The sequence below is a fragment of the Pseudomonas sp. genome (assembly GCF_030698175.1).
Classification (GTDB): Bacteria; Pseudomonadota; Gammaproteobacteria; order Pseudomonadales; family Pseudomonadaceae; genus Aquipseudomonas.
The window spans coordinates 96,749-122,001 of record NZ_JAUYNT010000001.1 but is presented as its reverse complement, the minus strand read 5'-3'; the positions used below and the strand labels follow the sequence as shown (position 1 = coordinate 122,001).

The following is a 25,253-nucleotide window of genomic DNA, read 5'->3' as shown; positions in this document are numbered from 1 at the left end:
GTGCCGTGGTCGGTAATCGGTTAGCGTTAGTTGGATGGCTGGCGCTTAGGTGTCATACACCTCTAAGTCCGACGTAGAGGTGTATTTTCTCATTAGGCCTTGCCGCTCAGTTTGGCCAGTGTGCGCAGCTCGCCAGGTAGCACCTCGGCGATGCTGGCGCGCGCCTTGACCCGTTGCAGGAGCGCAGCCAGCGCCGGCCAGCGTTGTTGATCGAGCTGTTCGCCGCCGTGCTCAAGGTTGATTAGCTGACAGCTAAAGGCCAGGTCGGCCATGCTTAGGGCGTTGTCGACAAAGTAATCGGCAGTGCCCAAGATTTTTTCGAGGTAGTCAAAGTGTGCCGGCAGTTTGTCGTGCAGCGCAGTTTGCACGGCGGCTTCATCGCAAGGTTGGCCCATGGTCGGTTTAAGCACGCGATTGCGAAACACGGCAAAGGTGGTGAGTGGGGCCAGCTCGTAATCGGCGTATTTCTCCAGCCAGCGAATTTGCGCTCGCTGCGCTGCAGTTTTGCCATACAGCTGCGGTAGTTCAGGGTGTTTTTCTTCCAGGTACTGACAGATCACGCTGGAGTCGGCGATGGCAAAGTCATCGTCTTTGAGCGCCGGAATTCGTCCCAGCGGGCTGAGTTCGCGATACCACTCAGGCTGACCGAAGGGGGTGATGATCTCAAGCTGGTATTCCAGACCCTTTTCCGCAAGAAAAACCCGCAGCTTGCGAACAAAGGGTGAAAGAGGCGCTCCGTAAACAGTCAGGCTCATGCAGGGATCCTTGTGGGCAATTGAGGGGCTGGGGTTAGAAACTTTTTTTCTTCCAGCTGTCATCGTCGTCCAGCGACTTTAGTCCCTCGGTCAGTTGGTTGACTTCATCTGCAACCGGTTTGGTGTCTTCCAGCACCATGGCATTGGCGCGGTTTAGCTGGTTTTCCATCTGCGCCAACTGGGCTTGGTATTTGCCCGGCTCAGGTTGTTTGCGCAGGTATTGCACGCCGCGCTCAAAGGCCAGCCGGGCTTGCCCAGGTTGCTCTTTTTGCAGGGCTTGTTGGCCGAGGCTGTTAAAGAAGTCAATGTGCAACAGGCATAGCATGTGCTGAATTTCTTTGTTCCAATGTTTGGCCTCATTGACTTGCATAAGGCCATCTTGGGTGGCGCGGGAGATCTGGCTATTAAGGTTCTCCAGAATAAAACGCACTTCTTTAGCTTTGGCTTCGTTGTGGATCGGTTGTGGGGGATTGTTGATTGGGATCAGTTCGTTTTTGTTGACCAGTTCGCGCAGCTCGATGATCCGCGATCTAAGTGCGCTATTGGCTTTGTCCAGCGGCAGCAGGCGATCACTGAATTGCAATTCAAAACGGCTAAGCAGCAGTTTCAATGCCGGTGTCATCAGCTGGCCGGGCAAGTTGTCGGAAACGTCACGGCTGCGCCGCGCACGATCATTGAGGTCGGCGCGTAGGCGAGCTTTTTCCAGTTTGCTGTTTTCAACCATATGGTTGATGTAACCGATGGCAACCAGAATGACGAGGCCGGTTACTATCAGTAGGGAAATGACAATTGGCGACACCGTTTAAGCCTCATGCAAAGGGGTTTTCTGGAGTGTAGTGCCTTCGCTGTATTGCTCATAGTGCCTACGCTGCTTATGTCCAGATGTACTTGATTTGAAAAAAATTTCACTAGAGGGTTGACGCCCGTTCGCAGGCTCCATAGAATGCGCGCCTCTTCAAGCGGTAAGCCAAAAGCCTAACGCCAGAAGACGGAAATAGCTGATGAAAAAGGCTATGCAACTTCCGAGCAGTGTCCCCTTCGTCTAGTGGCCTAGGACACCGCCCTTTCACGGCGGTAACAGGGGTTCGAGTCCCCTAGGGGACGCCATATATGCGGGAATAGCTCAGTTGGTAGAGCACGACCTTGCCAAGGTCGGGGTCGCGAGTTCGAGTCTCGTTTCCCGCTCCAGATTTACAAAAACGCCGCTCACTGAGCGGCGTTTTTGTTTGTGCGATTTTTAGCGCTAAAAAAAGCCCGCAGGTTTTGCCTGCGGGCTTTTTGCGTATTAAGCGCCTACTACCTACTACCCACTACCCACTACCTACTGCTTGGTGCTTTCCGGCGGCAGTGCCAGCAGCTGTTTTTCTTGGTTCCAGTCAAACGGCTGGTCGTTTTGCTCGGCCTCATGGCGGCGCTCGTCGAGGGTTTGGAATAATTGAATCTCTTCGTCCGGCATGTAGTGCAGGCAATCGCCGCCAAAGAACCACAGCAGGTCGCGCGGCACCAAGTGGGTAATCTGCGGGTAGCGATGAATAATTTGGCAGATGATGTCTTGGCCCAGGTACAGGCTTTCTTCGGGTGATACTGGCAATTGCTCCAGTAGCTCGTCGAAGCGCTCCATAAACAGTGCGTGGTTTTCTTCCGGAACTTGTTCCGCTTCGCCAACCGCTACCAAAATACTGCGCAGGTGGGCGAGCAGGGCGAGGTGATGGTCGATAGGTGAATGAGCCATGCTGCAAATCCTCAAGGGCAAAACGGGCGCGCCAGTATAAAGCGACGGGCGCCCGCTGTCCCCCAAGAGCCTGTCGGACATTCTCGCTACGGACGCCTGAGCCCGACAGGCCCCTAGCGCACTTTGCCGCGGCTGAGTTTGAGCTCCTCTTGGCTGAAGTCGTCGACATCAATTACCCGCCGCCGCGCCGTTTCGGCCTGGTGCAAGGTCTGTGCTTCTTCGGCGCTTAAAACGCCCGCGACGACTGCGGCATCGATGGCGTTCTCACCGGCGACCGGTTGTACGTGCCCGGCTTTAAGCGCTTGGTGCAGCTTTTTCTGCAGAGGCTGGCTGGCGCCGATCAGGTTGACGGCATGCTGCAAGGCGCCGACCGCGTCGTTTTCTGCCTGCGGGCGATAACAACCGTCCAGCAGTGCCTCTAATGCAGGATCGCCACTGGGACGGCCGAGGATCGCGGCGACTTCGGCGTCCAGTGCATCCGAGGGGCCCGAGTGCCGACGGCCGAACGGGAACACCAGCACTCGCAACAAGCCGCCGAGAATGCGGCTGGGGAAGTTGTTGAGCAGTTCAGCCAGTGCTCGCTCGGCGTGCCCGAGGCTCTCTTCCAGGGCCCAGCGCACGCAGGGGCGCAAGTAGGCGGGTGAGTCGAGGTCGTGATAGCGCTTGAGTGCGGCGCTGGCCAGATACAGCTGGCTGAGCACGTCGCCCAGGCGTGCGGAGAGACGCTCGCGGCGTTTCAGTTCGCCGCCGAGCAGCATCATGCTGCAGTCGGCGAGTAGGGCAAAGGCGGCGGCGAGGCGGTTCAGGGCGCGAAAATACGGGCGGCTGAGGCTGTCGCCGGGCACTTCGGCGAAACCACCGAGGGTCAGGCTGAGGATCAAGCTGCTGGCGCTGTTACTGACGGCAAAACCTATGTGTTGCAACAGCAGTTGGTCGAACTCAAGCAGCGCCTGAGCCTGATCTTCACGCCCGGCCAAGGCCATTTCCTTGAGCACATAGGGGTGGCAGCGAATCGCGCCCTGACCAAAAATCATCAGGTTGCGCGAAAGAATATTGGCGCCCTCGACGGTGATGAAGATCGGCGCGGCCTGCCAGGAGCGCGCCAGATAGTTATTCGGCCCCATGATGATGCCTTTGCCGCCATGCACGTCCATGGCGTGGCTGATGCACTCGCGGCCGCGCTCGGTCAGGTGGTATTTGAGGATGGCCGACAGCACCGAAGGCTTTTCGCCCAGATCCACCGCGTTGGCAGTGAGGATGCGCGCGCTGTCCATCAGCCAGGTGTTGCCGCCGATGCGCGCCAACGATTCTTGAATCCCCTCGAAGGCGGCCAGCGGTACGTTGAACTGTTCACGAATCTGCGCATATTGGCCGGTCACCAAGCTGGTGTATTTGGCCGCGCCAGTGCCGACCGCCGGCAGTGAAATTGAGCGGCCCACCGACAGGCAGTTCATCAGCATCATCCAGCCCTTGCCGAGCATGGCCTGGCCGCCAATCAAAAACTCCAGTGGAATAAATACGTCTTTGCCCGAGTTTGGCCCGTTCATAAAGGCCGCGCCGAGTGGCAGATGGCGGCGGCCGATCTCGACGCCAGGGGTATCGGTCGGTACCAGCGCCAGGCTGATGCCCAGGTCCTCTTCTTCGCCCAGCAGGTGCTCGGGATCGTAAGCCTTGAAGGCCAGGCCGAGCAGCGTCGCCACCGGGCCGAGGGTGATGTAGCGTTTCTCCCAGTTCAGGCGCAGGCCTATTACTTGCTGGCCTTGCCACTGGCCTTTGCAGATGATGCCGACATCCGGCATGGCGCCGGCATCCGAGCCGGCCAGTGGGCCGGTGAGGGCGAAGCAGGGGATGTCATCGCCGCGCGCCAGGCGCGGCAGGTAGTGCTGGCGCTGTTCATCGGTGCCGTAGTGCAGCAGCAATTCGGCGGGGCCGAGGGAGTTGGGCACCATCACGGTGGAGGCCAGGTCGCCTGAGCGGGTCGCCAGTTTCATTGCGACTTGCGAGTGGGCGTAGGCGGAGAAACCCTTGCCGCCGTATTCCTTGGGAATGATCAGGGCAAAGAAGCCGTGCTGCTTGATATGCGCCCAGGCCTTTGGTGGCAGATCGAGTAACTGGCCAATTTCCCAGTCGCTGACCATGGCGCACAGCTCTTCGGTCGGGCCGTCGAGAAAGGCTTGTTCTTCGGCTGTCAGCTGGGCTTTGGGGTAGGCCAGTAGCTTGTTCCAGTCTGGGCGGCCGCTAAACAGTTCGCCGTCCCACCAAACGCTACCCGCCTCGATGGCATCGCGTTCGGTCGCCGACATGGGTGGCAGCACGCGCTGAAACCAGGCAAACAGCGGTGCACTGATAAGTTTGCGCCGCAGCGTGGGCAGCGCCAGTGGCAAGGCCACGGCGAGCCACAGCAGCCAGAGGCTTGCCAGCAGCCAGATGGGGAGCAGGGCAAAGACGCTCAGCGCCAGTAGGTACACGGCCACCATGGCCAAGGCCGGTAGCGGGGCGCTGCGGCGGTGGGCCAGAAAGGCCGTGCCAAAAACCAGGACGAGTAACCAGAGAACGAACATGCAAATACTCCATGAGGGCAGCGGGCTATAGCCCGCCGGCATGAGCGTAGTCGGCACCGAGAACGGGTGACGACAAGGGTGGTAAGCGCTTGAAGCGGCGATTGCGGCAGGATTAACGCGGCTAAGCGCAGACAGGGTGTTAATTCCTGCTGCTGTTGTTGAGGTGAACGAGTCGGGAGCTTTGCTCGGTGAGCTGCTGGGGTGAATCTGCACGTCACCTGAATACTGACCGGGCAACGGGCGTAGAGTTCGCTAATTGCTCAGTCCTGGCATTCACCGGTGCGGTAGTGGGGCGCTGCAGTGGCCCGTTGTTACGCCGTGCCGAGCCGCTTTGTCGGTGGCTGATTTGCAGGCCTCGATGAGTCGCTCGGCGCGCGCCTGGTTGCAATTACGCACCCGAGCCCCTATCTAGAGTGTCCCTCCATCTCGGCGCGCGCACCCATGAGTTCTGCTCTGTCCATTCGGCAGCTGACCAAAACCTACGGCAACGGTTTCCAGGCCCTCAAGGGGATTGATCTGGACGTGGACGAAGGTGATTTTTTTGCCTTGCTCGGCCCCAACGGTGCCGGAAAATCCACCACCATCGGCATCCTCTCGACCTTGGTGAATAAAACCAGCGGCTCGGTGAATGTCTTCGGCCATGACCTGGATAAGTCGCCCTCGGCGTTGAAGCGCTGTCTGGGTGTGGTGCCGCAGGAATTCAATTTCAATCAGTTTGAAAAAGCCTTCGACATAGTCACCACCCAAGCCGGCTATTACGGCATTCCACTGAAGCTGGCGCGGGCGCGGGCCGAGCAATACCTGACGCAGCTGGGGCTGTGGGATAAGCGCAATGAGCCGTCGCGGATGCTCTCGGGCGGCATGAAGCGGCGCTTGATGATTGCTCGGGCCTTGGTTCATGAGCCGCGCTTGTTGATTCTCGATGAGCCGACCGCTGGGGTGGATATTGAGCTACGCCGCTCGATGTGGGGGTTTCTCACTGAACTGAATGAGGCGGGCACCACCATCATTTTGACCACCCATTATCTGGAGGAGGCCGAGCAGTTATGTCGCAATATCGCCATCATTGATCACGGGCGAATTGTCGAGAACACCAGCATGCGCGCGCTGCTGGGCAAGTTGCATGTGGAGACTTTTTTGCTCGATTTGAAAGCCCCTCAGTTGTTCGCACCACAGCTGCGCGGCTACCCGGCGCAGCTGCTCGATGCTCAAACGCTTGAGGTGCAGGTCGATAAGGATCAGGGCATCACCGAGTTGTTTGCCCAGTTGGCCACGGCGAATGTTGAGGTGCTCAGCCTGCGCAATAAAAGTAATAGGTTGGAAGAGTTGTTCGTCTCCCTGGTGGAAAAAAACCTGTCGTCGGAGGCGCTATGAACTCGCTGTTCAGCAATGCCGACCTGCGGGCGAATCTGATCGCTCTGCAGACCATCGTTTACCGCGAGATTCGCCGCTTTATGCGGATCTGGCCGCAAACCCTGCTGCCGCCGGCCATCAGCATGGCGCTGTATTTTGTGATCTTTGGCAATCTGATCGGTCGGCAAATTGGCGACTTGGATGGCTTTAGCTACATGGATTACATAGTGCCTGGGTTGATCATGATGTCGGTGATTACCAACGCCTACAGCAATGTGGTGTCGAGTTTTTTCAGCAGCAAATTTCAGCGTTCGGTGGAGGAGTTACTGGTTTCGCCGGTGTCGCCCCATGTGATTTTGATTGGTTATGTGGTCGGCGGCGTGTTGCGTGGCTTGGCGGTGGCGTTGATCGTGACCCTGCTGTCACTGTTTTTCACCAATCTGCAGGTGCATCACCTGGGGATCACCATATTGGTTATCACCCTAACCGCCTGTATTTTTGCCTTGGGCGGTTTTATCAATGCGGTGTATGCGCGCAACTTTGATGATATTTCGATTATTCCGACCTTCGTGCTGACGCCACTGACCTACTTGGGCGGGGTGTTTTACTCGATCCATATGTTGCCGCCGTTTTGGCAGGCGGTGTCGCTGGCCAATCCGATTCTGCACATGGTCAATGCCTTTCGTTACGGGATTCTCGGCGTGTCTGATCTGAATATCGGTGTGGCCATTGGGCTGATGTTGCTGACCGCCGCGCTGCTCTATTGGCAGTGCATTCGCCTGCTGATCAGTGGTCACGGCATGCGTCAGTAACGCCGCTGCGGTTAGCGCTGCGGGCGGGTTGTGCGCGGCGCTGAAAACAGCCGGCAAATTGGATACAATCGCCGTCTGTTCAGATTTGGAACTCCTCCCATGCATCCCGCCGCAGAACACTCACCGCTGGGCAAAGCCAGCGAATATGTCGCCACTTACACGCCAGCGTTGCTCTTTCCTATTCCGCGCGCGGCAAAGTGGGCGGAGCTGGGCTTAACCGCCCAGACGCTGCCGTACCAGGGCGTCGATCTGTGGAACTGCTATGAGCTGTCTTGGCTGACCCCGTCGGGCAAGCCGGTGGTGGCCATCGCCGAGTTTGCGATTCCCGCCGACTCGCCGAATATCATCGAGTCGAAATCCTTCAAGCTGTATCTCAACTCACTGAACCAAAGCGTATTTGCCACGCGCGACGATTTGGCGGCGGTGCTGCAGCGCGATTTGTCCGGCGCTGCTGGTGCGCCGGTTACCGTGCGGTTGCGTAGCTTGACGGAGGTTGAGGCCGAGGGCATTGCGCGCCTGCCCGGCGTTTGTATCGACGAGCTGGAGGTGGTCATCGAGGACTACAGCCAGCCGCAGCCAGAGCTATTGCGCTGCGAGCCAGGACGGGTGATTAGCGAGTCGTTGCACAGTCATTTGCTGCGTTCCAACTGCCCGGTCACCGGCCAGCCAGATTGGGGCACTGTGGTGGTCGAGTATTCGGGCGCAGCCCTGGATCACGGCAGTTTCTTGCGTTACCTGGTGAGCTTTCGCCAGCATGCCGATTTTCATGAGCAATGCGTTGAGCGGATATTTCTTGATCTGCAGCGCCTGCTCAAGCCGCAAGCATTAACGGTGTATGCCCGTTATTTGCGTCGCGGTGGTTTGGATATCAACCCGTACCGCAGCATGTCCGCCGTGCAGGCGGACAATCGGCGCTTGGTGCGGCAATAAGCCAGTCTATCAGCCTGCGCTGGGCATTAGATGCCCATATTGGCCAGGCTTTGGACAATGCTGCGCAAGGTTGCGGCAAGGGTCGGGTGCTCGGCTTCGAAGCGCTCAACGGCAAGATTGACCCCGTCGGTCAGTGAGGCGCTTGGCTTGTTACTGACCCCGAGGACCAGTTGCTGGTCGATTTCCTGCATAAGCGCGCTCAGCTCTGCGCGCTCGGCATCACTGAGTGACGGCTTTTGCGCCAGTTGATTGCGAAGCTCTTGCAGTTGCTGCTGCAGGTGTGCAGGCATAACGGTCTCCCTGAGTAAAACTTAAGTACTTACGAGTCAGCGTGACAAATTGCGCTGCCTACTTACAGACTAAGCCAAACGCGGCATTCTTGTCTGATCAGAGTCAAGGCAGGGTTGATCGCGCGGATGGATTCACGTCAGTTTGTGGCTGCCTAACTCGGCGTGTCAGGCTTTATACTTGCGCACAGGGAACTGGCTGCGCGGCCGGTGAATGACACAGTGGAGTAAATGACTATGGCTGTAATAGCTGAAAATTGGGCTCAGCAACTGGGCAAACTGGTTGCCTGCGCCGGGCTGGCGTTGCTGCCGTTGATGGCGCAAGCCGCCAGCGAAGATGATCCCTGGGAGAGCTTTAATCGCCCGGTGTTCACCTTCAACGATACCCTCGATACCTATGCGCTTAAGCCGTTGGCGCAAGGCTATCAAGCCGTCACGCCACAGTTTCTTGAAGATGGCGTGCATAACATGTTCAGTAACGTCGGCGATGTCGGCAACCTGGTGAATGACCTGCTGCAAGGCAAGGTGCATGCGGCGGGTGTTGATACCAGCCGGCTAATCTTTAATACCACCTTCGGCTTGTTGGGCTTTTTTGATGTGGCCAACAAGATGGATCTGCGTAGAAACGATGAAGATTTCGGTCAGACCTTTGGTGTCTGGGGAGTGGGCAGCGGCCCTTATCTGATTTTGCCACTGCTCGGCCCTAGCACTGCGCGCGATGCCGTCAGCAAGATTCCTGACAGCGTGCTGCAACCTTACCCGTACATCAGCGACGTGCCGGTACGTAACAGCATTCATGGCCTGGAAGTGATCGACACCCGCGCCAGCCTACTGTCTGCGGAGAAAATGATCACCGGTGATAAGTATGTGTTTATCCGCAATGCGTATTTGCAGAACCGCGAATTTAAAGTGACCGATGGTCAAGTGGTTGATGATTTTTGAATGATGTTGATACAAACAATGAAGGCGGCCTAGGCCGCCTTCATTGTTTTCAGTGGGATATCGGTCAGCTCATCGACAAAATAGTGAGCCCCAGTGATTGTCGACCGTCGCCTAAGTCAATGACGCGCACGACCTCGGTTTGCGCATCCAGGCCGGATAATTTGTCGTGGTCGGAGGCGATGTGAACCTTTACCTGCTGGCCCATTACCAGGTTGCTGGTGGCTTCTACCTGCATGCCAGTGCTGGAAAGATCGAGGCAGCGTGCCGGAGTTTCTTGGCCGTCATGGAGTAGGGTGACTGAGGCTTCCATTTGCATGCGGATGTAGTCGCGTTTCTCGCTATAGACACGATCAATTCGGCTCATAAATCCTTTCCTCTTGTTCTATGGGCTGCTCTGCAAACGTTCTTATAACCCCCCATGATTTGAGGTGTAAAGACGTTGTGCGACGATCGGCTCAGGCTTGAACCGCTCGGCAGATGGGAGTACCTTCTGCGCCTTGAAGTTAAGCCTCGCTAACGCACCAGCGCCCGCGCCTTGGTGCCAATTTTAACTCGTCCCCGGTGTTGTTTGCCTGGATAGCCAATGCACAATTCCAGTGCCACGCTGCTGATCATTGATGACGACGACGTCGTCCGAGCGAGCCTTGCGGCCTATCTCGAAGACAGCGGTTTTAACGTTCTGCAGGCCACCAATGGATTGCAGGGCCTTGAGGTGTTTGAGCGCGAGCAGCCAGATCTGCTGATTTGCGATTTGCGCATGCCGCAGGTCGATGGTCTTGAGCTGATCCGTCGCATTACCGCCCTTGGGGTGCAAACCCCGATCATCGTGGTGTCTGGCGCCGGCGTGATGAGCGATGCCGTCGAGGCGCTGCGTTTGGGCGCTGCCGACTATCTGATTAAACCCTTGGAAGATCTGGCGGTACTTGAGCACTCGGTGCGCAGGGCCTTGGATCGCGCGCAGCTGCGCTTAGAGAATCAGCTCTATCGCGACCAGCTTGAGGCGGCCAACCAAGAGCTACAGGCCAGCTTGAGCTTGCTGCAAGAGGATCAGAAAGCTGGTCGCCAAGTGCAGATGAATATGCTGCCGGAAACGCCCTGGCTGGTTGATGGCCTGCAGTTTGCGCACCAGATCATTCCTTCGCTGTATTTATCCGGCGACTTTGTCGACTACTTTCGACTCGATGAAAACCGGGTGGCCTTTTATTTGGCCGATGTTTCCGGGCATGGCGCTTCGTCCGCGTTTATCACCGTGCTGCTTAAATTTATGACCACCCGCCTGCTGTACGAATCGCGGCGTGGTGGTGTGTTGCCGCCGTTCAAGCCTTCCGACGTTTTAGTCCACATCAATCGCAGCTTGCTTAACTGCAAGTTGGGTAAGCACGTCACCATGATTGGTGGGATAGTCAACGTGCAAGCGCGTACGCTGACCTACAGTATTGGTGGTCATTTACCGCTGCCGGTACTCTTTAGTCAGGGTAAGGCGCAGTATTTAACCGGGCGCGGCTTGCCTGTGGGTTTATTCGATGAGGCCACTTATCAGGATCACACGATCGAGCTGCCCGACTCATTCAGCTTAACGTTGCTTTCGGACGGTATTTTGGACTTGTTACCCGGCGATACCTTGAAAGAAAAAGAAGCGCAGTTGCCTGAATTGATCAGTGCTGCGGGCGGTACCTTGGACGGGCTGCGCAAAGCCTTTGGGCTGGCCAAGCTCGGTGAGATGCCGGATGATATTGCCTTGCTGGTGATGAGCAGGAACCTTGCATGAGTAGCGGTAAAATCCAGTTTGCCGAGCAAAGCGGCACCTTTGTGTTGAAGTTTGTCGGTGAGGTGCGCCTGACCCTGTGTTCGGCGTTGGATACCACGATTGAGCGGATTTTCACTGCGCTAAATTTTTCCGCGATCGTGATCGATCTGACCGAAACCCGCAGCATCGACAGCACCACCCTGGGCTTGCTGGCCAAGTTGTCGATTCTTTCACGGCAGAAAATCGGCTTATTGCCGACCGTAGTCACCACCCACGAAGACATCACCCGCTTGCTGCAGTCGATGGGCTTCGATCAGGTGTTCAACATCGTCGATACGCCGCTGCCGTGCCCCGAGTGCTTAGCGGATTTGCCCTCGCAGGATCAGTCGGAAGAAGTGGTTAAGGCCAAGGTGCTTGAAGCGCACCGCATCCTGATGGGGCTTAATGAGTCCAATCGCGAAGCGTTCCACGACTTGGTCAGCGCCCTCGAGCGTCAGCACTGATTGGTTTTTTGGCAGCAAACTTGAACGCTAGAAACAACGGGTGACAGCCAAAAGCTGTCGCCCGTTGTGCGTTTAGGGCGGGATTTTTAGGCTTGGTTGGCGAGCAGTACTTCGAGCTTCTCTTGGTCGCGGGCGAACAGGCGAATACCCTCGGCCAGTTTCTCGGTGGCCATGGCATCTTCGTTCATGGCCCATCGGTACTGGCTCTCGTTCAGGTTTTGCCGTGCTTCGCCGGGGTTGCCGGGCTTAAGCAAACGGGGCAGTGGGGCCTGCTCGTCGGCGAGTTTCTGCAGTAGTTCAGGGCTGATGGTCAGACGGTCGCAGCCGGCCAGTTGCTCAATTTGGCCGAGGTTACGAAAGCTCGCGCCCATCACTACGGTGTTGTAGCCATTGGCCTTGTAGTAGTTGTAAATGCGCGTGACTGACTGCACGCCTGGGTCTTCGGCGCCAACAAAGTCGCGACCTTCGGCTTTTTTGTACCAGTCATAAATTCGCCCGACAAAGGGCGAAATCAAAAACACCCCGGCGTCGGCGCAGGCGGCAGCTTGAGCAAAAGAGAACAGCAGGGTCAGGTTGGTTTGAATGCCACTGCGTTCGAGTTGCTCGGCGGCTTTGATGCCTTCCCAGGTGGCTGCGACTTTGATCAGTACGCGCTCGCGGCCAACGCCGGCGTCCTCGTAGATGCCGATCAGGCGTTCGGCGCGGCGCAGGGTGGCCTGGGTGTCGAAGGACAGGCGGGCATCCACTTCGGTGGAAATTCGCCCGGGGATTAGTTTAAGAATCTCCTGGCCAACCGTGGCGCCAAACAGATCGCAAGCCAAGCCCAGGTCACCGGCGCAATTGCCCATGGCGTTGGCCAGTAAGGGGGCATAGCGTGGCAAGGAGGCGGCTTTGAGCAGTAGCGAGGGGTTGGTGGTGGCGTCCACCGGTTGCAGTTTGGCAATAGCGTCGAGATCGCCGGTGTCGGCGACCACGGTAGTGAATTGTTTGAGTTGATCCAGTTTAGAAGTCATGAGAGCCCTTGTCGTTGCGGATGCCATGACCTTACCCCAGTGTTGCGGGGCGCTCAACGGCTGCTAGTGGCCTTCGAGCAATTGCGTGGCTTGATCGAGCAGCAGTAGCGGCTCGCTAGCCTTGTGGATATCGACTGAGAGCAGCTGACGAAAGCGCCGGGCGCCGGCAAAGCCCTGGCCAAGCCCGAGTACATGGCGGGTGATGTGGTGCATAGCACCGCCGCTCGCCAAATGCTGCTCGATATAGGGCCGCAGCTGCCTGAGCGCCTCGGCGCGGCCAATAACCGGGTTAGTGCAGCCGAACAGTTGTTGGTCCACCGTCGCGAGCAGGTAGGGGTTGTGATAGGCCTCGCGGCCCAGCATTACGCCATCGAAGCCTTGTAGGTGGGTGCAACATTCATCGAGGGTTTTGATGCCGCCGTTGAGGATGATTTCCAGGTCGGGAAAGTCTTGCTTGAGTTGCGCCGCTACCTCGTAACGCAGGGGCGGCACTTCGCGATTTTCCTTCGGCGACAAGCCCGCCAGAATCGCAATCCGCGCATGCACGGTAAAGCTCTGACAGCCGGCGTCACGCACGGTGCCGACAAAATCGCAAAGTTCGGCGTAGCTGTCGCGGCCATCGATACCGATCCGGTGTTTAACCGTGACCGGGATGCTCACCGTATCAAGCATGGCTTTTACGCAGTCGGCCACCAACGCCGGATGCGCCATCAAGCAGGCGCCGATCATGTTGTTCTGCACCCGGTCGCTGGGGCAGCCAACGTTCAAGTTGACCTCGTCATAGCCGGCCTCTTCGGCCATCTGCGCGCACGCCGCCAAGTCGCTGGGCACACTGCCGCCCAGCTGCAAGGCCAGTGGGTGTTCCGCTTGGTTGTAACGTAAAAACCGCTCGTGGTCGCCGCGCAGCAAGGCACCGGTGGTGACCATTTCGGTGTACAGCAGGGCGTGCTTGGACAGCAGGCGCAAGAAGTACCGGCAATGGTGATCGGTCCAATCCATCATCGGCGCAACGGAGAAACGGTGCGACAGTGTAGGTGGCGTGGTTGCTGGGTTTGAGCCTTGTAGCATGCGGGTCTCCGGCGTGCGTGTAGCTAACGTGTTGCGGGTGTTTTTAATTACTGGGTGGTACGCGCTACCACCTAAACACCCGTCTGTACCACCGGCCCGCAGGATGTACCACCATGACAACCATCAGCCCCAGAAAGAAGGCTGACGGCTCGATCAGTTACACCGCGCAGATACGAATCAAAAAAGATGGGGCGCAAGTTTACACCGAGAGCTAAACCTTCGTGGGTAAGAAGGCGGTCGAGGCGTAGGCTAAGCGGCGTGAAACTGAGTTAAGCGAAGCCCACTGCGCCTCCTGCTTGGTGCTTGGTGCGCCAAGCATGCCGGCTGGCTTGGGAGGTGCCTTCTTGACTCGATCACTCGGCGCGCTGAAGGGGCGCTTCAGATCTTATAGCCCTAGCTCCGTCAGGCTTGGATGATCGTCCGGGCGGCGGCCCAGAGGCCAGTGGAACAGGCGCTCGCTGGCATCAATGGGCAGATCGTTGATGCTGGCATAGCGCAGGTGCATCAGCCCTTGCTCGTCGAATTCCCAGTTCTCGTTGCCGTAGGAGCGAAACCATTGACCGTTGGCGTCGTGCCATTCATAGGCAAATCGCACGGCAATACGGTTGTCATTATGGGCCCAGAGTTCCTTGATCAAACGGTATTCCTGCTCACGCTGCCATTTGCTGGTGAGGAAGGCGCGAATCTGTTCGCGACCGCGCGGAAACTCGCTACGGTTACGCCATTGACTGTCGGCCGTGTAGGCCAGGGCTACGCGCTCGGGGTCGCGGCTGTTCCAGCCATCTTCGGCCATGCGCGCTTTCTGCATGGCGGTTTCGCGAGTAAAGGGCGGCAGAGGTGGGCGGATTTCGGAGTTGCTCATGGTCAGTGTCCTGGTGGGGGGTATGTGTGGCGTGCTGGATTCAAAGGTCGAGGACCAGTGGCGGATTGCCCGTGGCGCTGGCTGCGGGCACTGCACAGCAGATCAGGGCCAGGCCGGCTTCCGGTAATTCGGCGGGCGGCAATGGATAGGTCACGGCGCCACTGATGATGGCCGTCTTGCAGGTGCCGCAGGAGCCACCGCGACAACTGAATGCAGGCGTCAGGCCACGGCTTTCGGCCAGCTCCAGTAGGCTGCCGCTGCCTGGGGTCCAGCGTGCCTTTTTGGCTGAGCGCGAAAACAATACCGGTACTGCCGAACGGGCTGCGGGCAGTTGGGCTGGCGTGCTGCTGCCTTGATCGGGTTGACGGCGCAGGCTGGAGGGACCAAAAGTCTCCGCATGGATGCGCGCATCGCTGACATTCAGCGTCCGTAGGCCGTCGTACAGGTCTTGGGTGAAGCTACTCGGGCCGCACAGGTAGAAGTCGTAGTCGTCGAAGGGCAGCAGCGACTTGAGCAGCGTCACATCGATGCGCCCGGCCAACTCGAAGTCCTGGCCTTCCAGGGCATGGGGCTCGGGTTGGCTGAGCAGGCGCAGGGCATGCACCGCTTGCGCGCCGCGTTGCAGCAGGCTGAATAATTCATCACGGAAGGGCAGTTCGGCCAGGCTGCGCGCGCTTTGCACCAGCCACACCGGTCGCGAGCGGCGCAGCCGTTGGTTCTGGTAGATGGCCTCGCGCAGCATGGCCAACAGTGGCGTGATGCCCACTCCGGCGGCGAGCAACACCAGCGGGCGCTGCTGCTCGGCATCCAGGCTGAAGCGTCCTTGCGGGGCGCGCGCTTCGAGCAGGCTGCCAACCTGTACCTGTTCGTGCAGGTAGCGCGAGACCAACCCTTCGCGCTTGACGCTGATGCGCAGAAAGTTATCCGACGGTGCGCTGGACAGGCTGTAGGTGCGGATCAGCGGCTGGGCCTGGCCGGCAATCGATAGGCGCAGGGGCAGGTGTTGACCGGCGCTAAAGGCCGGTAAACCAGCGCCATCGGCGGGCTCGAGGTAGAACGAACGAATGCTGCTGCTTTCATCGACGATGCGTGCCACCCGCAGCGGGCGCCATTGATCGCGCAGGGCATCCGCCGCCAAGCGCGCTTGGGCATCGGCCCAGTCGCCGGTCATCAGGCTGTTCGGCGAGTAGCTGTGAAAGTCCCAGCGCAAGACTAGGGCTGCCGGACGCCAGACCTGCCGCTCGACCTGCACCTGCCAGAGGCGTTCGGCGCCCTGGAAGGCCTTGACCTGCGGGCCTTCCAGGATCAGTTCAGTACGCCCGCTGACCTGCAGCAGATTGCCGCTGGCGAAGTCGATAAACAGCAAGCCGGCGCGCGGATTGAGCAGTAAGTTGCCCAGGGTGTTGAAGTGCAGGTTGCCGGCAAAGTCGGGGATGGTCAGGCAATCGCCGTCGACTTTGACGAAACCCGCCTGGCCGCCCCGGTGTGATACATCCACCGAGCGACTGCCATCGGCATGCTCGATGTAGCTGGCGACGAAGAAGGTGTCGGCCTGGGTAATCAGTGCGCGGGCCGCGTCATCCAGGCCGCTGCGCCGTTCGGCTGCGGGGCGTGCGCTCGGCGCGATGGCTTGGCTGAAGTGAAACTGACGCTGCTGAATGTACTGTGGGCAGTTACCAAAGGCGTGCTCGACGGCAATGTTCAACTGCGCGGCATCACGGGTCAGCACATGGCCATTGAGGCGGTTGCGTCGGCGGCTGTGCAGTTCGATGCCGAGCAAGCCAATCGCGGCACCGGTGGTCAGCGCCTGGGTGGCCGGATCGTCAGTCGCTAGTGGGCTGTGCAGTTGCAACAGTTGCGGCGCGGGGGCCTGGGCAAAGCCTGGCGGGCCTTCAACAATACTGGCCCAGGGGCGCCCCTCGGTATCCACGGCGCCGAACAGGATAAACGGCAGTTGCTGATAAAAAAGACGGTGTTGCTCGGGCATGTGATCGCGAATCACCCGCTGACCAAACACCTCCATGCGCTCGGCCACGCCAGCGCGTTGCTGCAATTGCTTCTCCCCGGCGTGCCAAGGTGAGGGGCCGCTGTCGTTGGGCGAGTGCATGCTGAGGCTCCGCGTGGATCTAAAAAATTGCCGGGCAGGCGCCTGCGCGCGGAGGCTAAGCGGCCGCCCGGCGCACTACATCAGGCGCTTTGCAGGCCGACGGCGGTGCGCTGCATCGGCACGAAACCCGGCAAGGCCTCAATGCGGGCCAGCCAGGCGCGCACGTGCGGGTAGTCGGCCAGCGAGACATTGCCTTCCGGGGCATGGGCTAGGTAGGTATAGGCGGCCACGTCGGCGATGGTGGCCGTGTTGCCGGTGAGGAGCGGGCTGCTGGTCAATTCTTGTTCCACAACTTGGAGCAGGGCATGGGCGCGGGCAATGGTCGACTCGGCATCGTAAGGTGCACCGAACACGGTGATCAGCCGCGCGGTAGCCGGGCCGGCGGCAATCTGGCCGGCGGCCACCGACAACCAGCGCTGTACCTTGGCGGCAGCGACGGGTTCGTTGGGCAACCAACGACCGCTGGTGTCGTACTTCTTCGCCAAGTACACCAGGATGGCGTTGGAGTCGCTTAATACGGTGCCGTTGTCATCGATTGCCGGCACTTGGCCGAAGGGGTTGATGGCGAGGAACTCGGGTTGCTTGTGCGCGCCCTTGGCCAGGTCGACGAAGACCAGTTCGGTCGGCACTTTCAGCAATGAAAGCAGCAACTCGACGCGATGAGCATGGCCGGACAGCGGGTGACGGAACAGCTTGATGGCATTGGGCATGGTGAACTCCGCAAGTAAGAAGCTGACTCAGCTACGGGGTGGCGATATACCAAGGTCTGCCGTGCTGATGGGGGCATCTTCGCTTTCTATGCGGGAGAGGAGAATCGCCATAAATGGCAATCCTTTGTTTCATATTGCGCAATAAAGCGCGACAGGTTGGTGTGTTTGCCTGGGGCCGGGTTAACGCAGTGCCGGATGTTCGCGCAGGCGGCTGACCGCAAAATCGACAAAGCTGCGCACCCGTGCTGCCGCCTTGCGGCCTTCCCGGTAGGCCAGATACACCGGCAGTGGCGGCAGCTCATAGGCCTGCAACAGGCGGCACAGGCGGCCTTGCTCGATGAGTTCGTGGACCTGGTAACTCATGCAGCGAATCAGGCCGCCATCTCTGCAGGCGGCAACAATGGCGGCTTGATTGGTGGTGCAGGTCAGGCGCGGGCGCAGACTGACGTTCAGAGCACTGCCCTGGTCCTGGAAGCGCCACTCTGGCAGGCGTGCATCGGCGCTGGAGTGAATGATCTGCTGGTTGAGCAACTCCTGCGGGCGCAATGCTGTGCCATGGCGCTGCAGATAGGCCGGGCTGGCGCAGACCACCCGACGAATGCTGCCGATCTTGAGGGCGAACAGTGAAGAGTCCGGCAGGGCGCCCATCAGCACGGCTACGTCGATCCCTTCTTCATGCAGGTTGGGAAAACGGTCGAGGTATTGGGCAAAAATATCCACTTGCGGGTAGGCATGCAGATAGTCGAGCAAGGTGCTCGTCATGATTTGTTGGCCGAACAGTAACGGCATGGCCAGGTGCAGCTGGCCACGGGGCTCGGCGTGCAGGCCGCAGGCCGAGGCTTCGGCCTCGTTGACCTCCTGCAGGATGCGCTGGCAGTCGCTGGCAAAGCGTTCACCGGCCGCGGTCAAACTTACCCCGCGAGTGCTGCGCTGCAGCAGTAGCGTACCCAGACGCTGCTCCAGTGCGGCCATTGCGCGGGTCACCGTGGGTGCCGAGATATTCAGGTGGCGGGCTGCTGCTGCCAGGCTGAGATCGCTGACCAGCGCCTGGAAAATACGCATTTCTTGGTAGCGATTCATCGCGCTCAGTCTCGGGCGACAGGGTTGAGTGCGTCGGATTGGCTCAGTTGCGCGCTGCAGAAATCGACAAAGGTGCGCACCTTGGCCGGCACTTTGCGCCCGCTTTGGTAGACCACATGGATGGGCAGGGGCGGTTGCTCGAACGCCTGCAGGACAATTTCCAACTCGCCGGCCGCCACCTTGCTGGCTACCTGATAGGACAGCACGCGTGTGAGCCCCCAGCCCAGGCACACGGCATTGATGGCGGCCTGGTTGGCGGTGACCACCAGTCGGGGTTGCGGACGAATATTAATGGGCCCCTGCGGGCCACTGAATTGCCAGTCGGTGAGCAGGGTGCTGGTGGCTGCAACCACCACTTGGTCCTGGCGTAGATCGTCGGGGTGCTGTGGGCGGCCATGTTCGTGCAGGTACGCCGGCGAGGCGCAGATCACCCGGCGCACCTCGCCGACTTTCAGCGCATGCAGACCGCTGTCGGGCAGGTTGCCGATGCGGATGGCCACATCGATGCCTTCATCGACCATGCTCACGACCCGGTCCACCAGCAACGCCTTGATGGTTACGGCCGGGTGCTGGGCCAGGTAGTCGACCATTACCGGGGTGATGAACAATTCGCCGAACAGTACCGGAGCGGTCAGGGTCAGTTGGCCACGGGCGATGGCGTGACTGCCGGCCGCCGACTCTTCGGCCTCCTCCAGTTCGGCGAGAATCCGTCGGCAGTCTTCCACATAGCGCTGGCCGGCTTCGGTCACATGCACGCTGCGGGTGGTACGGGCCAGCAGCAGGGTGCCGATGCGCTCTTCCAGGGCCGCCACGGCGCGGGTCACGCTGGGCGGCGACAGGTTCAGGCGGCGCGCTGCGGCGGCAAAACCTTGTTCTTCGGCCACGGCCAGAAACACCTGCATTTCCTGAAAACGATCCATCGAACGCTCCTCTCGGTCTGCGGTGAGTGTGCGTGATTTGTTTCATTTCTTGCAATAGAACCTTGTCGGTTGCGGTCGTTCATCTTCACAGTGTTGCTACCTACAGTGGTTCCACGTCGAACGCAGTTGGTTTCGACGCACTCAGGCACCTGAACCGACATCGATACTCCTCATGGCAAGGGCTCGCTGACAGCGCTCAAGCGTCCCTGAGTGGTGATCGAAATGTTCAGTAATCCCCTGTGCGCCGGAGCCGATGTGGCGTTCAAATCGCAGTACTTTGACGTGTTGTTGGCCGATACCCAACGCGTTGATTTCATCGAGATTCATGCCGAGAACTACTTCGGAGTGAGCGCAGATTTGACAGATTATCCAGTCCGGCTATTTTCAAATGGCGCGGGTCAAGGAGTACCGCGTAGCCCTAATAAGACACGGAGTGTTAATCATGCAAAAAATCCACATCCCTTCTGTTCTGTTTGCTCTCTTGGCGGGTGTTTCGGTTGCCGTTTCGGCCGCTGAGCCAGCGCCTATTCAAGCGACACTGCCTGCGCACACGCAAACTTCTGCCGCGGCGGTCGCCGAAGTTGGCAAGGTCAATCTTAATACTGCCGATGCCGCCACCCTTGAACGCGAGTTGCTGGGCATTGGTACGGTGAAAGCCAATGCCATAGTCGAGTACCGCGCTGCGAATGGCGCCTTTGCTTCGGTCGATGATTTGCTGGAGGTTAAGGGGATAGGTGCGGCAACCCTGGAGAAAAATCGCGACAAACTGAGCATCAACTAAGGTCACGGATGACCTAACCAAACCGGCCGATCACTGATCGGCCGTTTTGTTTTCAACCGGCAATCGGCAAGGTGCCACGGCATGGCGCTAATCAAGCCGGGTAGGCCATGGCTGGTCAGTACCTCGGCAAGCCTTCACCTGCTGGTCGGCAGGTGGTCGAGCCGTTGCTGCATGTGCCGCCATCGAGGACGATTATGATCTGCTGGTAGTGGCGCTGGTCGAGTTGCAGGGCATTATCGGTAAGCAAGTGGCGCACAGCTATGAGTGCGAGGCTGGAGTTTTTGCTATTTGGCTCCACGACCTGAAGTCGACAGCGCAGCTGAACGTGCTTTAGCACGGCCCCGCAGGGGTGAGCGTCAGCGAATCACCTGGGACGCAGTCCCTGGTGAGAGTTCGGCAGGCACAAAAAAGCCCCGGGATTAACCGAGGCTTTGTATTTGGCTCCACGACCTGGACTCGAACCAGGGACCCAGTGATTAACAGTCACTTGCTCTACCAACTGAGCTATCGCGGAATTACCGCTCGCATCCTACTGATTTAAAAGGCGAAGTCAAGCTTGTGGGGCAAGCTTGATGGCGCTTTTTAGAGAACTTTAGCGATCGCGTGGGTGACCGCCTCAAGGTTGTTATGGTTGAGCGCGGCCACGCAAATACGGCCAGTGCTGACGGCGTAAATGGCGAACTCATTTTGCAGGCGTTCTACTTGCGCGGCAGTCAGGCCCGAGTAAGAAAACATCCCGCGTTGGCGGGCGACGAAGCTGAAGTCGCGCTTGGCGTTTTGTGCGCTGAGCTGCTTAACCAGCGCTAGGCGCATGCCGCGAATCCGTTCACGCATTTCGCCCAACTCTTGCTCCCACAATGCGCGCAGTTCCGGGCTGTTGAGCACGCTGGCGACTATGGTGGCGCCGTGGGTCGGCGGGTTGGAGTAGTTGGTGCGGATCACCCGTTTAACTTGCGAGAGCACCCTGGCGGCTTCTTCTTTCGAACCGCTGACAATCGACAGCGCGCCAACACGCTCGCCATACAGCGAGAAAGACTTGGAGAACGAGCTGGAAACAAAGAACGCCAGCCCGGATTCGGCAAACAGGCGCACGGCGGCGGCGTCTTGCTCGATGCCATCACCAAAGCCCTGGTAGGCGATATCCAGGAAAGGCACATGCTCGCGCTCGCGCAGCACGTCCAGTACGGCTTGCCAGTCGTCCAGGCTGAGGTCGACGCCGGTCGGGTTGTGGCAGCAGGCGTGCAATACCACAATCGAGCGGGCCGGCAGGTTTTTCAGGTCTTCCAGCATGCCGGCACGATTTACGCCGTGGTTGGCGGCGTCGTAATAGCGGTAATTCTGTACCGGGAAACCGGCCGCTTCAAACAGGGCGCGGTGGTTTTCCCAGCTTGGGTCGCTGATGGCAACCACGGCACCGGGCAGCAAGTGCCTAAGAAAGTCGGCGCCGGTTTTCAGTGCGCCCGTGCCACCGACCGATTGGGTGGTGACGACGCGGCCGGCAGCCAGCAGTGCCGAGTCGGCACCAAACAGCAGCTTTTGCACGGCTTGATCGTAGGCGGCGATGCCCTCGATTGGCAGATAGCCGCGCGGTGCGTGGGCTTCAATGCGGGCTTGTTCGGCCGCGGCGACGGCGCGCAACAGCGGAATGCGGCCTTCTTCATTGAAATAAACCCCGACCCCTAAGTTGACCTTGTTGGTCCGGGTGTCGGCGTTGAATGCTTCGTTGAGGCCCAGGATGGGGTCGCGCGGCGCCATTTCGACGGCAGAGAACAGGCTCATGATGCGGCAACTCGAGAAGAAAGACGGAAGGCATGCAACACCTAGACGCTTCTAGCGTTAGGGGTTGCGCAAACGGGTCGCTATTATAGCCACCAAGAACGGGCGCGGCGATACGCTTGCGCACGCTTTTCACGGGTGTATGACGCCATCTGCCTAGTCGAGTCACAGGCGTTTATCGAGGTTTGCATGTCGAAGTTTGAGTTGGTTACGCGCTTCAAGCCTGCCGGCGACCAACCGCAGGCCATCAAACTGATGGTGGAAGGCTTGGAGGCGGGGCTGTCGCACCAAACCTTGCTCGGGGTGACCGGTTCGGGCAAAACCTTCAGCATCGCCAATGTGATTGCCCAGGTGCAGCGACCAACCATTATCCTGGCGCCGAATAAAACCCTGGCAGCCCAACTGTATGGCGAGTTCAAGGGTTTTTTTCCGAATAATGCTGTCGAGTATTTCGTCTCTTATTACGATTACTACCAGCCCGAGGCCTATGTGCCGTCCTCGGATACCTTTATCGAGAAGGACGCCTCGATCAATGACCATATCGAGCAGATGCGCCTGTCGGCGACCAAGGCGCTGCTGGAGCGCAGCGACGCGATCATAGTCACCACGGTGTCCTGCATCTATGGCTTGGGCGACCCGCAGTCGTATCTGAAGATGGTGTTGCACCTCGATCGCGGCGACCGCATGGACCAGCGCGAATTGCTGCGCCGTTTGGCCGACCTGCAATACACCCGCAACGACATGGATTTCGCCCGTGCGACCTTCCGGGTGCGCGGCGATGTGATCGATGTGTTTCCGGCGGAATCCGATCTGGAAGCCATTCGCATCGAATTGTTCGATGATGAGGTGGAAAATCTCTGCGCCTTCGATCCGCTCACCGGCGCGGTGATCCGCAAGCTGCAGCGTTACACCCTCTACCCCAAGAGCCACTACGTCACCCCACGGGAAAAATTGCTGGAGGCGGTGGAACACATCAAGGTCGAGCTCAAAGAGCGCCTCGAATACCTGCGCGTCAACAACAAATTGGTCGAGGCTCAGCGTCTGGAGCAGCGCACCCGTTTCGATATCGAGATGATTGTCGAGCTGGGCTACTGCAACGGCATCGAAAACTACTCGCGTTACCTGTCCGGGCGCGGTCAGGGCGAGGCGCCGCCGACCTTGTTCGATTACCTGCCGGCTAACTCGCTGCTGGTGATCGACGAGTCCCACGTCAGCGTGCCGCAAGTGGGCGCCATGTATAAGGGCGACCGCTCGCGCAAAGAGACCCTGGTGGAATACGGTTTTCGCATGCCTTCGGCGCTGGATAACCGGCCGATGCGTTTCGATGAGTTCGAGCTGATCAGCCCGCAGACTATTTTTGTTTCGGCCACGCCAGGCAATTACGAGGCCGAGCATTCCGGCCGGGTGATCGAGCAGGTGGTGCGCCCCACCGGCCTGGTGGACCCGCAGATTGAAGTGCGGCCGGCGCTGACCCAGGTCGATGACTTGCTGTCGGAGATCGCCAAGCGCGTGGCGCTCAAGGAGCGGGTGCTGGTCACCACCTTGACCAAGCGGATGTCCGAGGATTTGACCGATTACCTGGGCGATCACGGCGTGCGGGTGCGTTATCTGCACTCGGACATCGACACAGTCGAGAGGGTGGAGATCATTCGCGATCTGCGCATCGGCGTGTTCGACGTGCTGGTCGGCATCAACCTGCTGCGCGAAGGCCTGGATATGCCGGAAGTCTCCTTGGTGGCGATTCTGGATGCCGATAAAGAAGGCTTCCTGCGCTCCGAGCGCTCGCTGATTCAGACCATTGGCCGCGCCGCGCGTAACCTCAATGGCCGGGCGATTCTGTACGCCGACCGCATGACCGGCTCGATGGAGCGGGCGATTGGCGAAACCGAACGGCGCCGCGACAAGCAGATCGCCTTCAACCTGGCCAATGGCATCACCCCGCAAGGGATCTTCAAGGATGTGCAAGACATTCTCGAAGGCGCCGTGGTGCCCGGCTCGCGCAGCAACAAGCGGCGTGGCATGGCCAAGGCGGCCGAGGAGAGCGCCCGCTATGAAAGCGAGCTGCGCACCCCGGGCGAGATCGGCAAGCGGATAAAGCTGATGGAAGAGAAGATGTACCAGTTGGCCCGCGACCTGGAGTTCGAAGCCGCCGCGCAACTGCGCGACGAAATCCACAAGCTGCGTGAGCGGTTGCTGCAGGTTTGACTGGTCGTGAAAGACGCTAGGGAGTGTTAGCCGCTGTAGATTTTTAGGCTGTACTCGCCGCAGGCAGTACGGCACAGACTGCTCGGCTGCTCACGATTGGCGGGCTGTGCGCTGCGCTCCTGAGTCCGCCCTACATTTGCGTCTGTCCTCCGTTCTTAACGGCGTCGGCCAAAAATCATCAGCGACACGCCGCCCAAGGTGGCCAGGCAGGCTAGGCCGGCGATCAGGCTGAGTTGTTCGTTGAGCAGCAGATAACCCAGTAGCAAGGCCACCACCGGATTGACGAAGGCGAAGGTCGACACCAAGCTCGGTGGCACTTCGCGCAGCAGCCAGAAGTACGCGGGGTACACGCCTAGGCTGACCGGCAGCACCAAGTACAGCATCCACCACCATGAGTCTTGGCTGAGTTGTGCGAGGGTAAAGCCTTGCCAGTCACCATGCCAAAGCCCCAGCAGTGCCAGTACCGCGGCACCGATCAGCATTTGCAAACTCAGGCCCAGCCAGCTGGAGCTGAACGGCGGGCGCTGGCGCAACAGCCAGGCGCCGCAGGCCCAGAGCAGGGTCGCCAGCACCACTAAGCTGCCGGCAAACCATTGCTCGGGAGTGGCGCTGCTGCCCAGGCTGTTGCCCATCAACAGCACTATGCCGGCGCTGGCGACCAGCAGGCCGAGTATCACCCAGGCGGCCGGGCGCTCGCCCAGCAACCATTCCAGTGCCACGCTCCACAAGGGCAATGTGGTGTAGAGCATCGCCAACAAGCCGGTGGGCAGAAATTGGTTGGCGTAGATCAGCGCGCCCTGGCCGATGGCGATCAGCAGAACCCCGCCAATCAAGGCGCTGCCCCAGTCGCTGCGCTGCATCTTGGCGCGCGGGCGACTCAAGGCCCAGGCCAGTGCCAGCCCGCCTGCCAGCAGAAAGCGCAAGGTGCCCAGCACAAAGGGTGGCAGTTCACGCAGCAGGAAGTGATTGGCTAGATAAGTGGTGCCCCAGCCGATATAGATAACGGCAAAAGCAGTGATGATCAGCAACGTACGAGTGCGGGCGGTGGACATAAGAACCTGGCTGGCTTGCATGAGGCGGGGTGCGTAGGGTGGGCTTTAGCCCACCAA

At 59.3% G+C, this 25,253-nt stretch carries 24 protein-coding genes, 3 tRNA genes and 1 pseudogene; 11 read left to right on the top strand and 17 right to left on the bottom strand.

Annotated elements, in window-relative coordinates; translation table 11 throughout:
• Nucleotides 1-92: 92 nt before the first annotated feature.
• Both Q8R10_RS00520 and Q8R10_RS00515 read right to left on the bottom strand, forming a co-directional pair.
• The gene (locus Q8R10_RS00520; protein WP_305650025.1) at nucleotides 93-755 is read right to left on the bottom strand and encodes a glutathione S-transferase family protein; all 663 of its coding nucleotides are present in this window, start codon (nucleotides 753-755) and stop codon (nucleotides 93-95) included.
• A gap of 34 nt (nucleotides 756-789) precedes the next feature.
• Nucleotides 790-1,554: a hypothetical protein gene (locus Q8R10_RS00515; protein WP_305650023.1), complete on the bottom strand. Its 765-nt coding sequence runs from the start codon at nucleotides 1,552-1,554 to the stop codon at nucleotides 790-792.
• Nucleotides 1,555-1,786: 232 nt separating this feature from the next.
• On the opposite strand from Q8R10_RS00515, the gene Q8R10_RS00510 reads away from it, so the two are divergent.
• Together Q8R10_RS00510 and Q8R10_RS00505 are read left to right on the top strand one after the other, a co-directional pair.
• Nucleotides 1,787-1,862: transfer RNA gene (locus tag Q8R10_RS00510), tRNA-Glu, on the top strand.
• Nucleotides 1,863-1,867: 5 nt separating this feature from the next.
• A tRNA-Gly gene (locus Q8R10_RS00505) sits at nucleotides 1,868-1,943 on the top strand.
• Nucleotides 1,944-2,076: 133 nt separating this feature from the next.
• Here the strand turns inward: Q8R10_RS00505 and Q8R10_RS00500 are convergent.
• Together Q8R10_RS00500 and Q8R10_RS00495 are read right to left on the bottom strand one after the other, a co-directional pair.
• Entirely contained in the window at nucleotides 2,077-2,487 is a 411-nt protein-coding gene (locus Q8R10_RS00500) for a PA2817 family protein (protein ID WP_305650021.1), read from the bottom strand.
• Nucleotides 2,488-2,600: 113 nt separating this feature from the next.
• Complete coding sequence (locus Q8R10_RS00495) at nucleotides 2,601-5,048, bottom strand: acyl-CoA dehydrogenase (RefSeq protein ID WP_305650019.1); 2,448 nt, start codon at nucleotides 5,046-5,048, stop codon at nucleotides 2,601-2,603.
• Nucleotides 5,049-5,489: 441 nt separating this feature from the next.
• On the opposite strand from Q8R10_RS00495, the gene Q8R10_RS00490 reads away from it, so the two are divergent.
• The 3 genes from Q8R10_RS00490 (at nucleotide 5,490) to queF (ending at nucleotide 8,143) form a co-directional block, all read left to right on the top strand.
• Nucleotides 5,490-6,422 (top strand): ABC transporter ATP-binding protein, encoded by a 933-nt coding sequence (locus Q8R10_RS00490; protein ID WP_305650017.1) that lies wholly within the window; start codon nucleotides 5,490-5,492, stop codon nucleotides 6,420-6,422.
• Complete coding sequence (locus tag Q8R10_RS00485; RefSeq protein ID WP_305650015.1) at nucleotides 6,419-7,213, top strand: ABC transporter permease; 795 nt, start codon at nucleotides 6,419-6,421, stop codon at nucleotides 7,211-7,213. The genes Q8R10_RS00490 and Q8R10_RS00485 overlap by 4 nt, the downstream gene beginning before the upstream one ends.
• A gap of 99 nt (nucleotides 7,214-7,312) precedes the next feature.
• Nucleotides 7,313-8,143, top strand: a complete 831-nt coding sequence (queF, locus tag Q8R10_RS00480; protein ID WP_305650013.1) for an NADPH-dependent 7-cyano-7-deazaguanine reductase QueF — start codon at nucleotides 7,313-7,315, stop codon at nucleotides 8,141-8,143.
• Nucleotides 8,144-8,169: 26 nt separating this feature from the next.
• Here queF and Q8R10_RS00475 read toward each other — a convergent pair whose 3' ends face one another.
• Complete coding sequence (locus Q8R10_RS00475; protein ID WP_305650011.1) at nucleotides 8,170-8,433, bottom strand: DUF4404 family protein; 264 nt, start codon at nucleotides 8,431-8,433, stop codon at nucleotides 8,170-8,172.
• A gap of 234 nt (nucleotides 8,434-8,667) precedes the next feature.
• Here Q8R10_RS00475 and Q8R10_RS00470 point away from each other — a divergent pair, with 234 nt between their 5' ends.
• A complete protein-coding gene (locus Q8R10_RS00470) occupies nucleotides 8,668-9,372 on the top strand; it encodes a VacJ family lipoprotein (protein WP_305650010.1) in 705 nt (234 codons plus the stop codon).
• 64 nt (nucleotides 9,373-9,436) lie between these two features.
• Here Q8R10_RS00470 and Q8R10_RS00465 read toward each other — a convergent pair whose 3' ends face one another.
• Entirely contained in the window at nucleotides 9,437-9,736 is a 300-nt protein-coding gene (locus Q8R10_RS00465) for a PilZ domain-containing protein (protein ID WP_305650008.1), read from the bottom strand.
• A 219-nt stretch (nucleotides 9,737-9,955) separates the two neighbouring features.
• On the opposite strand from Q8R10_RS00465, the gene rssB reads away from it, so the two are divergent.
• Together rssB and rssC are read left to right on the top strand one after the other, a co-directional pair.
• Nucleotides 9,956-11,140: a two-component system response regulator RssB gene (rssB, locus tag Q8R10_RS00460; protein ID WP_305650007.1), complete on the top strand. Its 1,185-nt coding sequence runs from the start codon at nucleotides 9,956-9,958 to the stop codon at nucleotides 11,138-11,140.
• Entirely contained in the window at nucleotides 11,137-11,622 is a 486-nt protein-coding gene (gene rssC, locus Q8R10_RS00455; protein ID WP_305650005.1) for an anti-sigma factor antagonist RssC, read from the top strand. Before rssB ends, rssC begins: the two co-directional genes overlap by 4 nt.
• 86 nt (nucleotides 11,623-11,708) lie before the next feature.
• On the opposite strand, the gene tal is transcribed toward rssC, so the two are convergent.
• Nucleotides 11,709-12,635: a transaldolase gene (tal, locus tag Q8R10_RS00450; RefSeq protein ID WP_305650003.1), complete on the bottom strand. Its 927-nt coding sequence runs from the start codon at nucleotides 12,633-12,635 to the stop codon at nucleotides 11,709-11,711.
• Between the two features lie 63 nt (nucleotides 12,636-12,698).
• Nucleotides 12,699-13,703, bottom strand: coding sequence for a tRNA dihydrouridine(20/20a) synthase DusA (gene dusA, locus Q8R10_RS00445; protein ID WP_305650001.1), 1,005 nt, complete (start codon nucleotides 13,701-13,703; stop codon nucleotides 12,699-12,701).
• Between the two features lie 113 nt (nucleotides 13,704-13,816).
• Here dusA and Q8R10_RS00440 point away from each other — a divergent pair.
• Nucleotides 13,817-13,948 (top strand): annotated as a pseudogene (locus Q8R10_RS00440) (site-specific integrase); the annotation flags it as partial.
• Nucleotides 13,949-14,088: 140 nt separating this feature from the next.
• On the opposite strand, the gene Q8R10_RS00435 reads toward Q8R10_RS00440, so the two are convergent.
• The 6 genes from Q8R10_RS00435 to Q8R10_RS00410 all read right to left on the bottom strand — a co-directional run bounded on the left by Q8R10_RS00435 (nucleotide 14,089) and on the right by Q8R10_RS00410 (nucleotide 19,709).
• On the bottom strand, nucleotides 14,089-14,565 hold the full coding sequence (locus Q8R10_RS00435) for a nuclear transport factor 2 family protein (protein ID WP_305649999.1): 477 nt from the start codon (nucleotides 14,563-14,565) through the stop codon (nucleotides 14,089-14,091).
• Between the two features lie 40 nt (nucleotides 14,566-14,605).
• Entirely contained in the window at nucleotides 14,606-16,672 is a 2,067-nt protein-coding gene (locus Q8R10_RS00430) for a pyridoxamine 5'-phosphate oxidase family protein (RefSeq protein ID WP_305649997.1), read from the bottom strand.
• Nucleotides 16,673-16,752: 80 nt separating this feature from the next.
• Complete coding sequence (locus Q8R10_RS00425; protein ID WP_305649995.1) at nucleotides 16,753-17,382, bottom strand: glutathione S-transferase family protein; 630 nt, start codon at nucleotides 17,380-17,382, stop codon at nucleotides 16,753-16,755.
• Nucleotides 17,383-17,562: 180 nt separating this feature from the next.
• Complete coding sequence (locus Q8R10_RS00420) at nucleotides 17,563-18,462, bottom strand: LysR family transcriptional regulator (RefSeq protein ID WP_305649993.1); 900 nt, start codon at nucleotides 18,460-18,462, stop codon at nucleotides 17,563-17,565.
• Between the two features lie 5 nt (nucleotides 18,463-18,467).
• The gene (locus tag Q8R10_RS00415) at nucleotides 18,468-19,382 is read right to left on the bottom strand and encodes a LysR family transcriptional regulator (RefSeq protein WP_305649991.1); all 915 of its coding nucleotides are present in this window, start codon (nucleotides 19,380-19,382) and stop codon (nucleotides 18,468-18,470) included.
• Nucleotides 19,383-19,523: 141 nt separating this feature from the next.
• Nucleotides 19,524-19,709: a hypothetical protein gene (locus Q8R10_RS00410; RefSeq protein ID WP_305649990.1), complete on the bottom strand. Its 186-nt coding sequence runs from the start codon at nucleotides 19,707-19,709 to the stop codon at nucleotides 19,524-19,526.
• 115 nt (nucleotides 19,710-19,824) lie between these two features.
• Between Q8R10_RS00410 and Q8R10_RS00405 the strand changes: the two genes are divergently transcribed.
• On the top strand, nucleotides 19,825-20,163 hold the full coding sequence (locus tag Q8R10_RS00405; protein WP_305649988.1) for a ComEA family DNA-binding protein: 339 nt from the start codon (nucleotides 19,825-19,827) through the stop codon (nucleotides 20,161-20,163).
• A gap of 438 nt (nucleotides 20,164-20,601) precedes the next feature.
• Here Q8R10_RS00405 and Q8R10_RS00400 read toward each other — a convergent pair.
• Nucleotides 20,602-20,677, bottom strand: a tRNA-Asn gene (locus Q8R10_RS00400).
• A 68-nt stretch (nucleotides 20,678-20,745) separates the two neighbouring features.
• Complete coding sequence (locus Q8R10_RS00395) at nucleotides 20,746-21,942, bottom strand: amino acid aminotransferase (RefSeq protein ID WP_305649986.1); 1,197 nt, start codon at nucleotides 21,940-21,942, stop codon at nucleotides 20,746-20,748.
• Between the two features lie 186 nt (nucleotides 21,943-22,128).
• On the opposite strand from Q8R10_RS00395, the gene uvrB reads away from it, so the two are divergent.
• On the top strand, nucleotides 22,129-24,144 hold the full coding sequence (gene uvrB / locus Q8R10_RS00390; protein ID WP_305649984.1) for an excinuclease ABC subunit UvrB: 2,016 nt from the start codon (nucleotides 22,129-22,131) through the stop codon (nucleotides 24,142-24,144).
• A gap of 155 nt (nucleotides 24,145-24,299) precedes the next feature.
• Here the strand turns inward: uvrB and Q8R10_RS00385 are convergent, their stop codons facing one another.
• On the bottom strand, nucleotides 24,300-25,196 hold the full coding sequence (locus Q8R10_RS00385; RefSeq protein ID WP_305649982.1) for an EamA family transporter: 897 nt from the start codon (nucleotides 25,194-25,196) through the stop codon (nucleotides 24,300-24,302).
• Between the last annotated feature and the right edge of the window lie 57 nt (nucleotides 25,197-25,253).

What these genes read in the sequence shown, in the direction of transcription:
- Q8R10_RS00520 (WP_305650025.1), bottom strand. Translation starts at nt 755, where the DNA reads ATGAGCCTGACTGTTTACGGAGCGCCTCTTTCACCCTTTGTTCGCAAG.
- Q8R10_RS00500 (WP_305650021.1), bottom strand. Translation starts at nt 2,487, where the DNA reads ATGGCTCATTCACCTATCGACCATCACCTCGCCCTGCTCGCCCACCTG.
- Q8R10_RS00495 (WP_305650019.1), bottom strand. Translation starts at nt 5,048, where the DNA reads ATGTTCGTTCTCTGGTTACTCGTCCTGGTTTTTGGCACGGCCTTTCTG.
- Q8R10_RS00490 (WP_305650017.1), top strand. Translation starts at nt 5,490, where the DNA reads ATGAGTTCTGCTCTGTCCATTCGGCAGCTGACCAAAACCTACGGCAAC.
- Q8R10_RS00485 (WP_305650015.1), top strand. Translation starts at nt 6,419, where the DNA reads ATGAACTCGCTGTTCAGCAATGCCGACCTGCGGGCGAATCTGATCGCT.
- queF (WP_305650013.1), top strand. Translation starts at nt 7,313, where the DNA reads ATGCATCCCGCCGCAGAACACTCACCGCTGGGCAAAGCCAGCGAATAT.
- Q8R10_RS00475 (WP_305650011.1), bottom strand. Translation starts at nt 8,433, where the DNA reads ATGCCTGCACACCTGCAGCAGCAACTGCAAGAGCTTCGCAATCAACTG.
- Q8R10_RS00470 (WP_305650010.1), top strand. Translation starts at nt 8,668, where the DNA reads ATGGCTGTAATAGCTGAAAATTGGGCTCAGCAACTGGGCAAACTGGTT.
- Q8R10_RS00465 (WP_305650008.1), bottom strand. Translation starts at nt 9,736, where the DNA reads ATGAGCCGAATTGATCGTGTCTATAGCGAGAAACGCGACTACATCCGC.
- rssB (WP_305650007.1), top strand. Translation starts at nt 9,956, where the DNA reads ATGCACAATTCCAGTGCCACGCTGCTGATCATTGATGACGACGACGTC.
- rssC (WP_305650005.1), top strand. Translation starts at nt 11,137, where the DNA reads ATGAGTAGCGGTAAAATCCAGTTTGCCGAGCAAAGCGGCACCTTTGTG.
- tal (WP_305650003.1), bottom strand. Translation starts at nt 12,635, where the DNA reads ATGACTTCTAAACTGGATCAACTCAAACAATTCACTACCGTGGTCGCC.
- dusA (WP_305650001.1), bottom strand. Translation starts at nt 13,703, where the DNA reads ATGCTACAAGGCTCAAACCCAGCAACCACGCCACCTACACTGTCGCAC.
- Q8R10_RS00435 (WP_305649999.1), bottom strand. Translation starts at nt 14,565, where the DNA reads ATGAGCAACTCCGAAATCCGCCCACCTCTGCCGCCCTTTACTCGCGAA.
- Q8R10_RS00430 (WP_305649997.1), bottom strand. Translation starts at nt 16,672, where the DNA reads ATGCACTCGCCCAACGACAGCGGCCCCTCACCTTGGCACGCCGGGGAG.
- Q8R10_RS00425 (WP_305649995.1), bottom strand. Translation starts at nt 17,382, where the DNA reads ATGCCCAATGCCATCAAGCTGTTCCGTCACCCGCTGTCCGGCCATGCT.
- Q8R10_RS00420 (WP_305649993.1), bottom strand. Translation starts at nt 18,462, where the DNA reads ATGAATCGCTACCAAGAAATGCGTATTTTCCAGGCGCTGGTCAGCGAT.
- Q8R10_RS00415 (WP_305649991.1), bottom strand. Translation starts at nt 19,382, where the DNA reads ATGGATCGTTTTCAGGAAATGCAGGTGTTTCTGGCCGTGGCCGAAGAA.
- Q8R10_RS00410 (WP_305649990.1), bottom strand. Translation starts at nt 19,709, where the DNA reads ATGAATCTCGATGAAATCAACGCGTTGGGTATCGGCCAACAACACGTC.
- Q8R10_RS00405 (WP_305649988.1), top strand. Translation starts at nt 19,825, where the DNA reads ATGCAAAAAATCCACATCCCTTCTGTTCTGTTTGCTCTCTTGGCGGGT.
- Q8R10_RS00395 (WP_305649986.1), bottom strand. Translation starts at nt 21,942, where the DNA reads ATGAGCCTGTTCTCTGCCGTCGAAATGGCGCCGCGCGACCCCATCCTG.
- uvrB (WP_305649984.1), top strand. Translation starts at nt 22,129, where the DNA reads ATGTCGAAGTTTGAGTTGGTTACGCGCTTCAAGCCTGCCGGCGACCAA.
- Q8R10_RS00385 (WP_305649982.1), bottom strand. Translation starts at nt 25,196, where the DNA reads ATGTCCACCGCCCGCACTCGTACGTTGCTGATCATCACTGCTTTTGCC.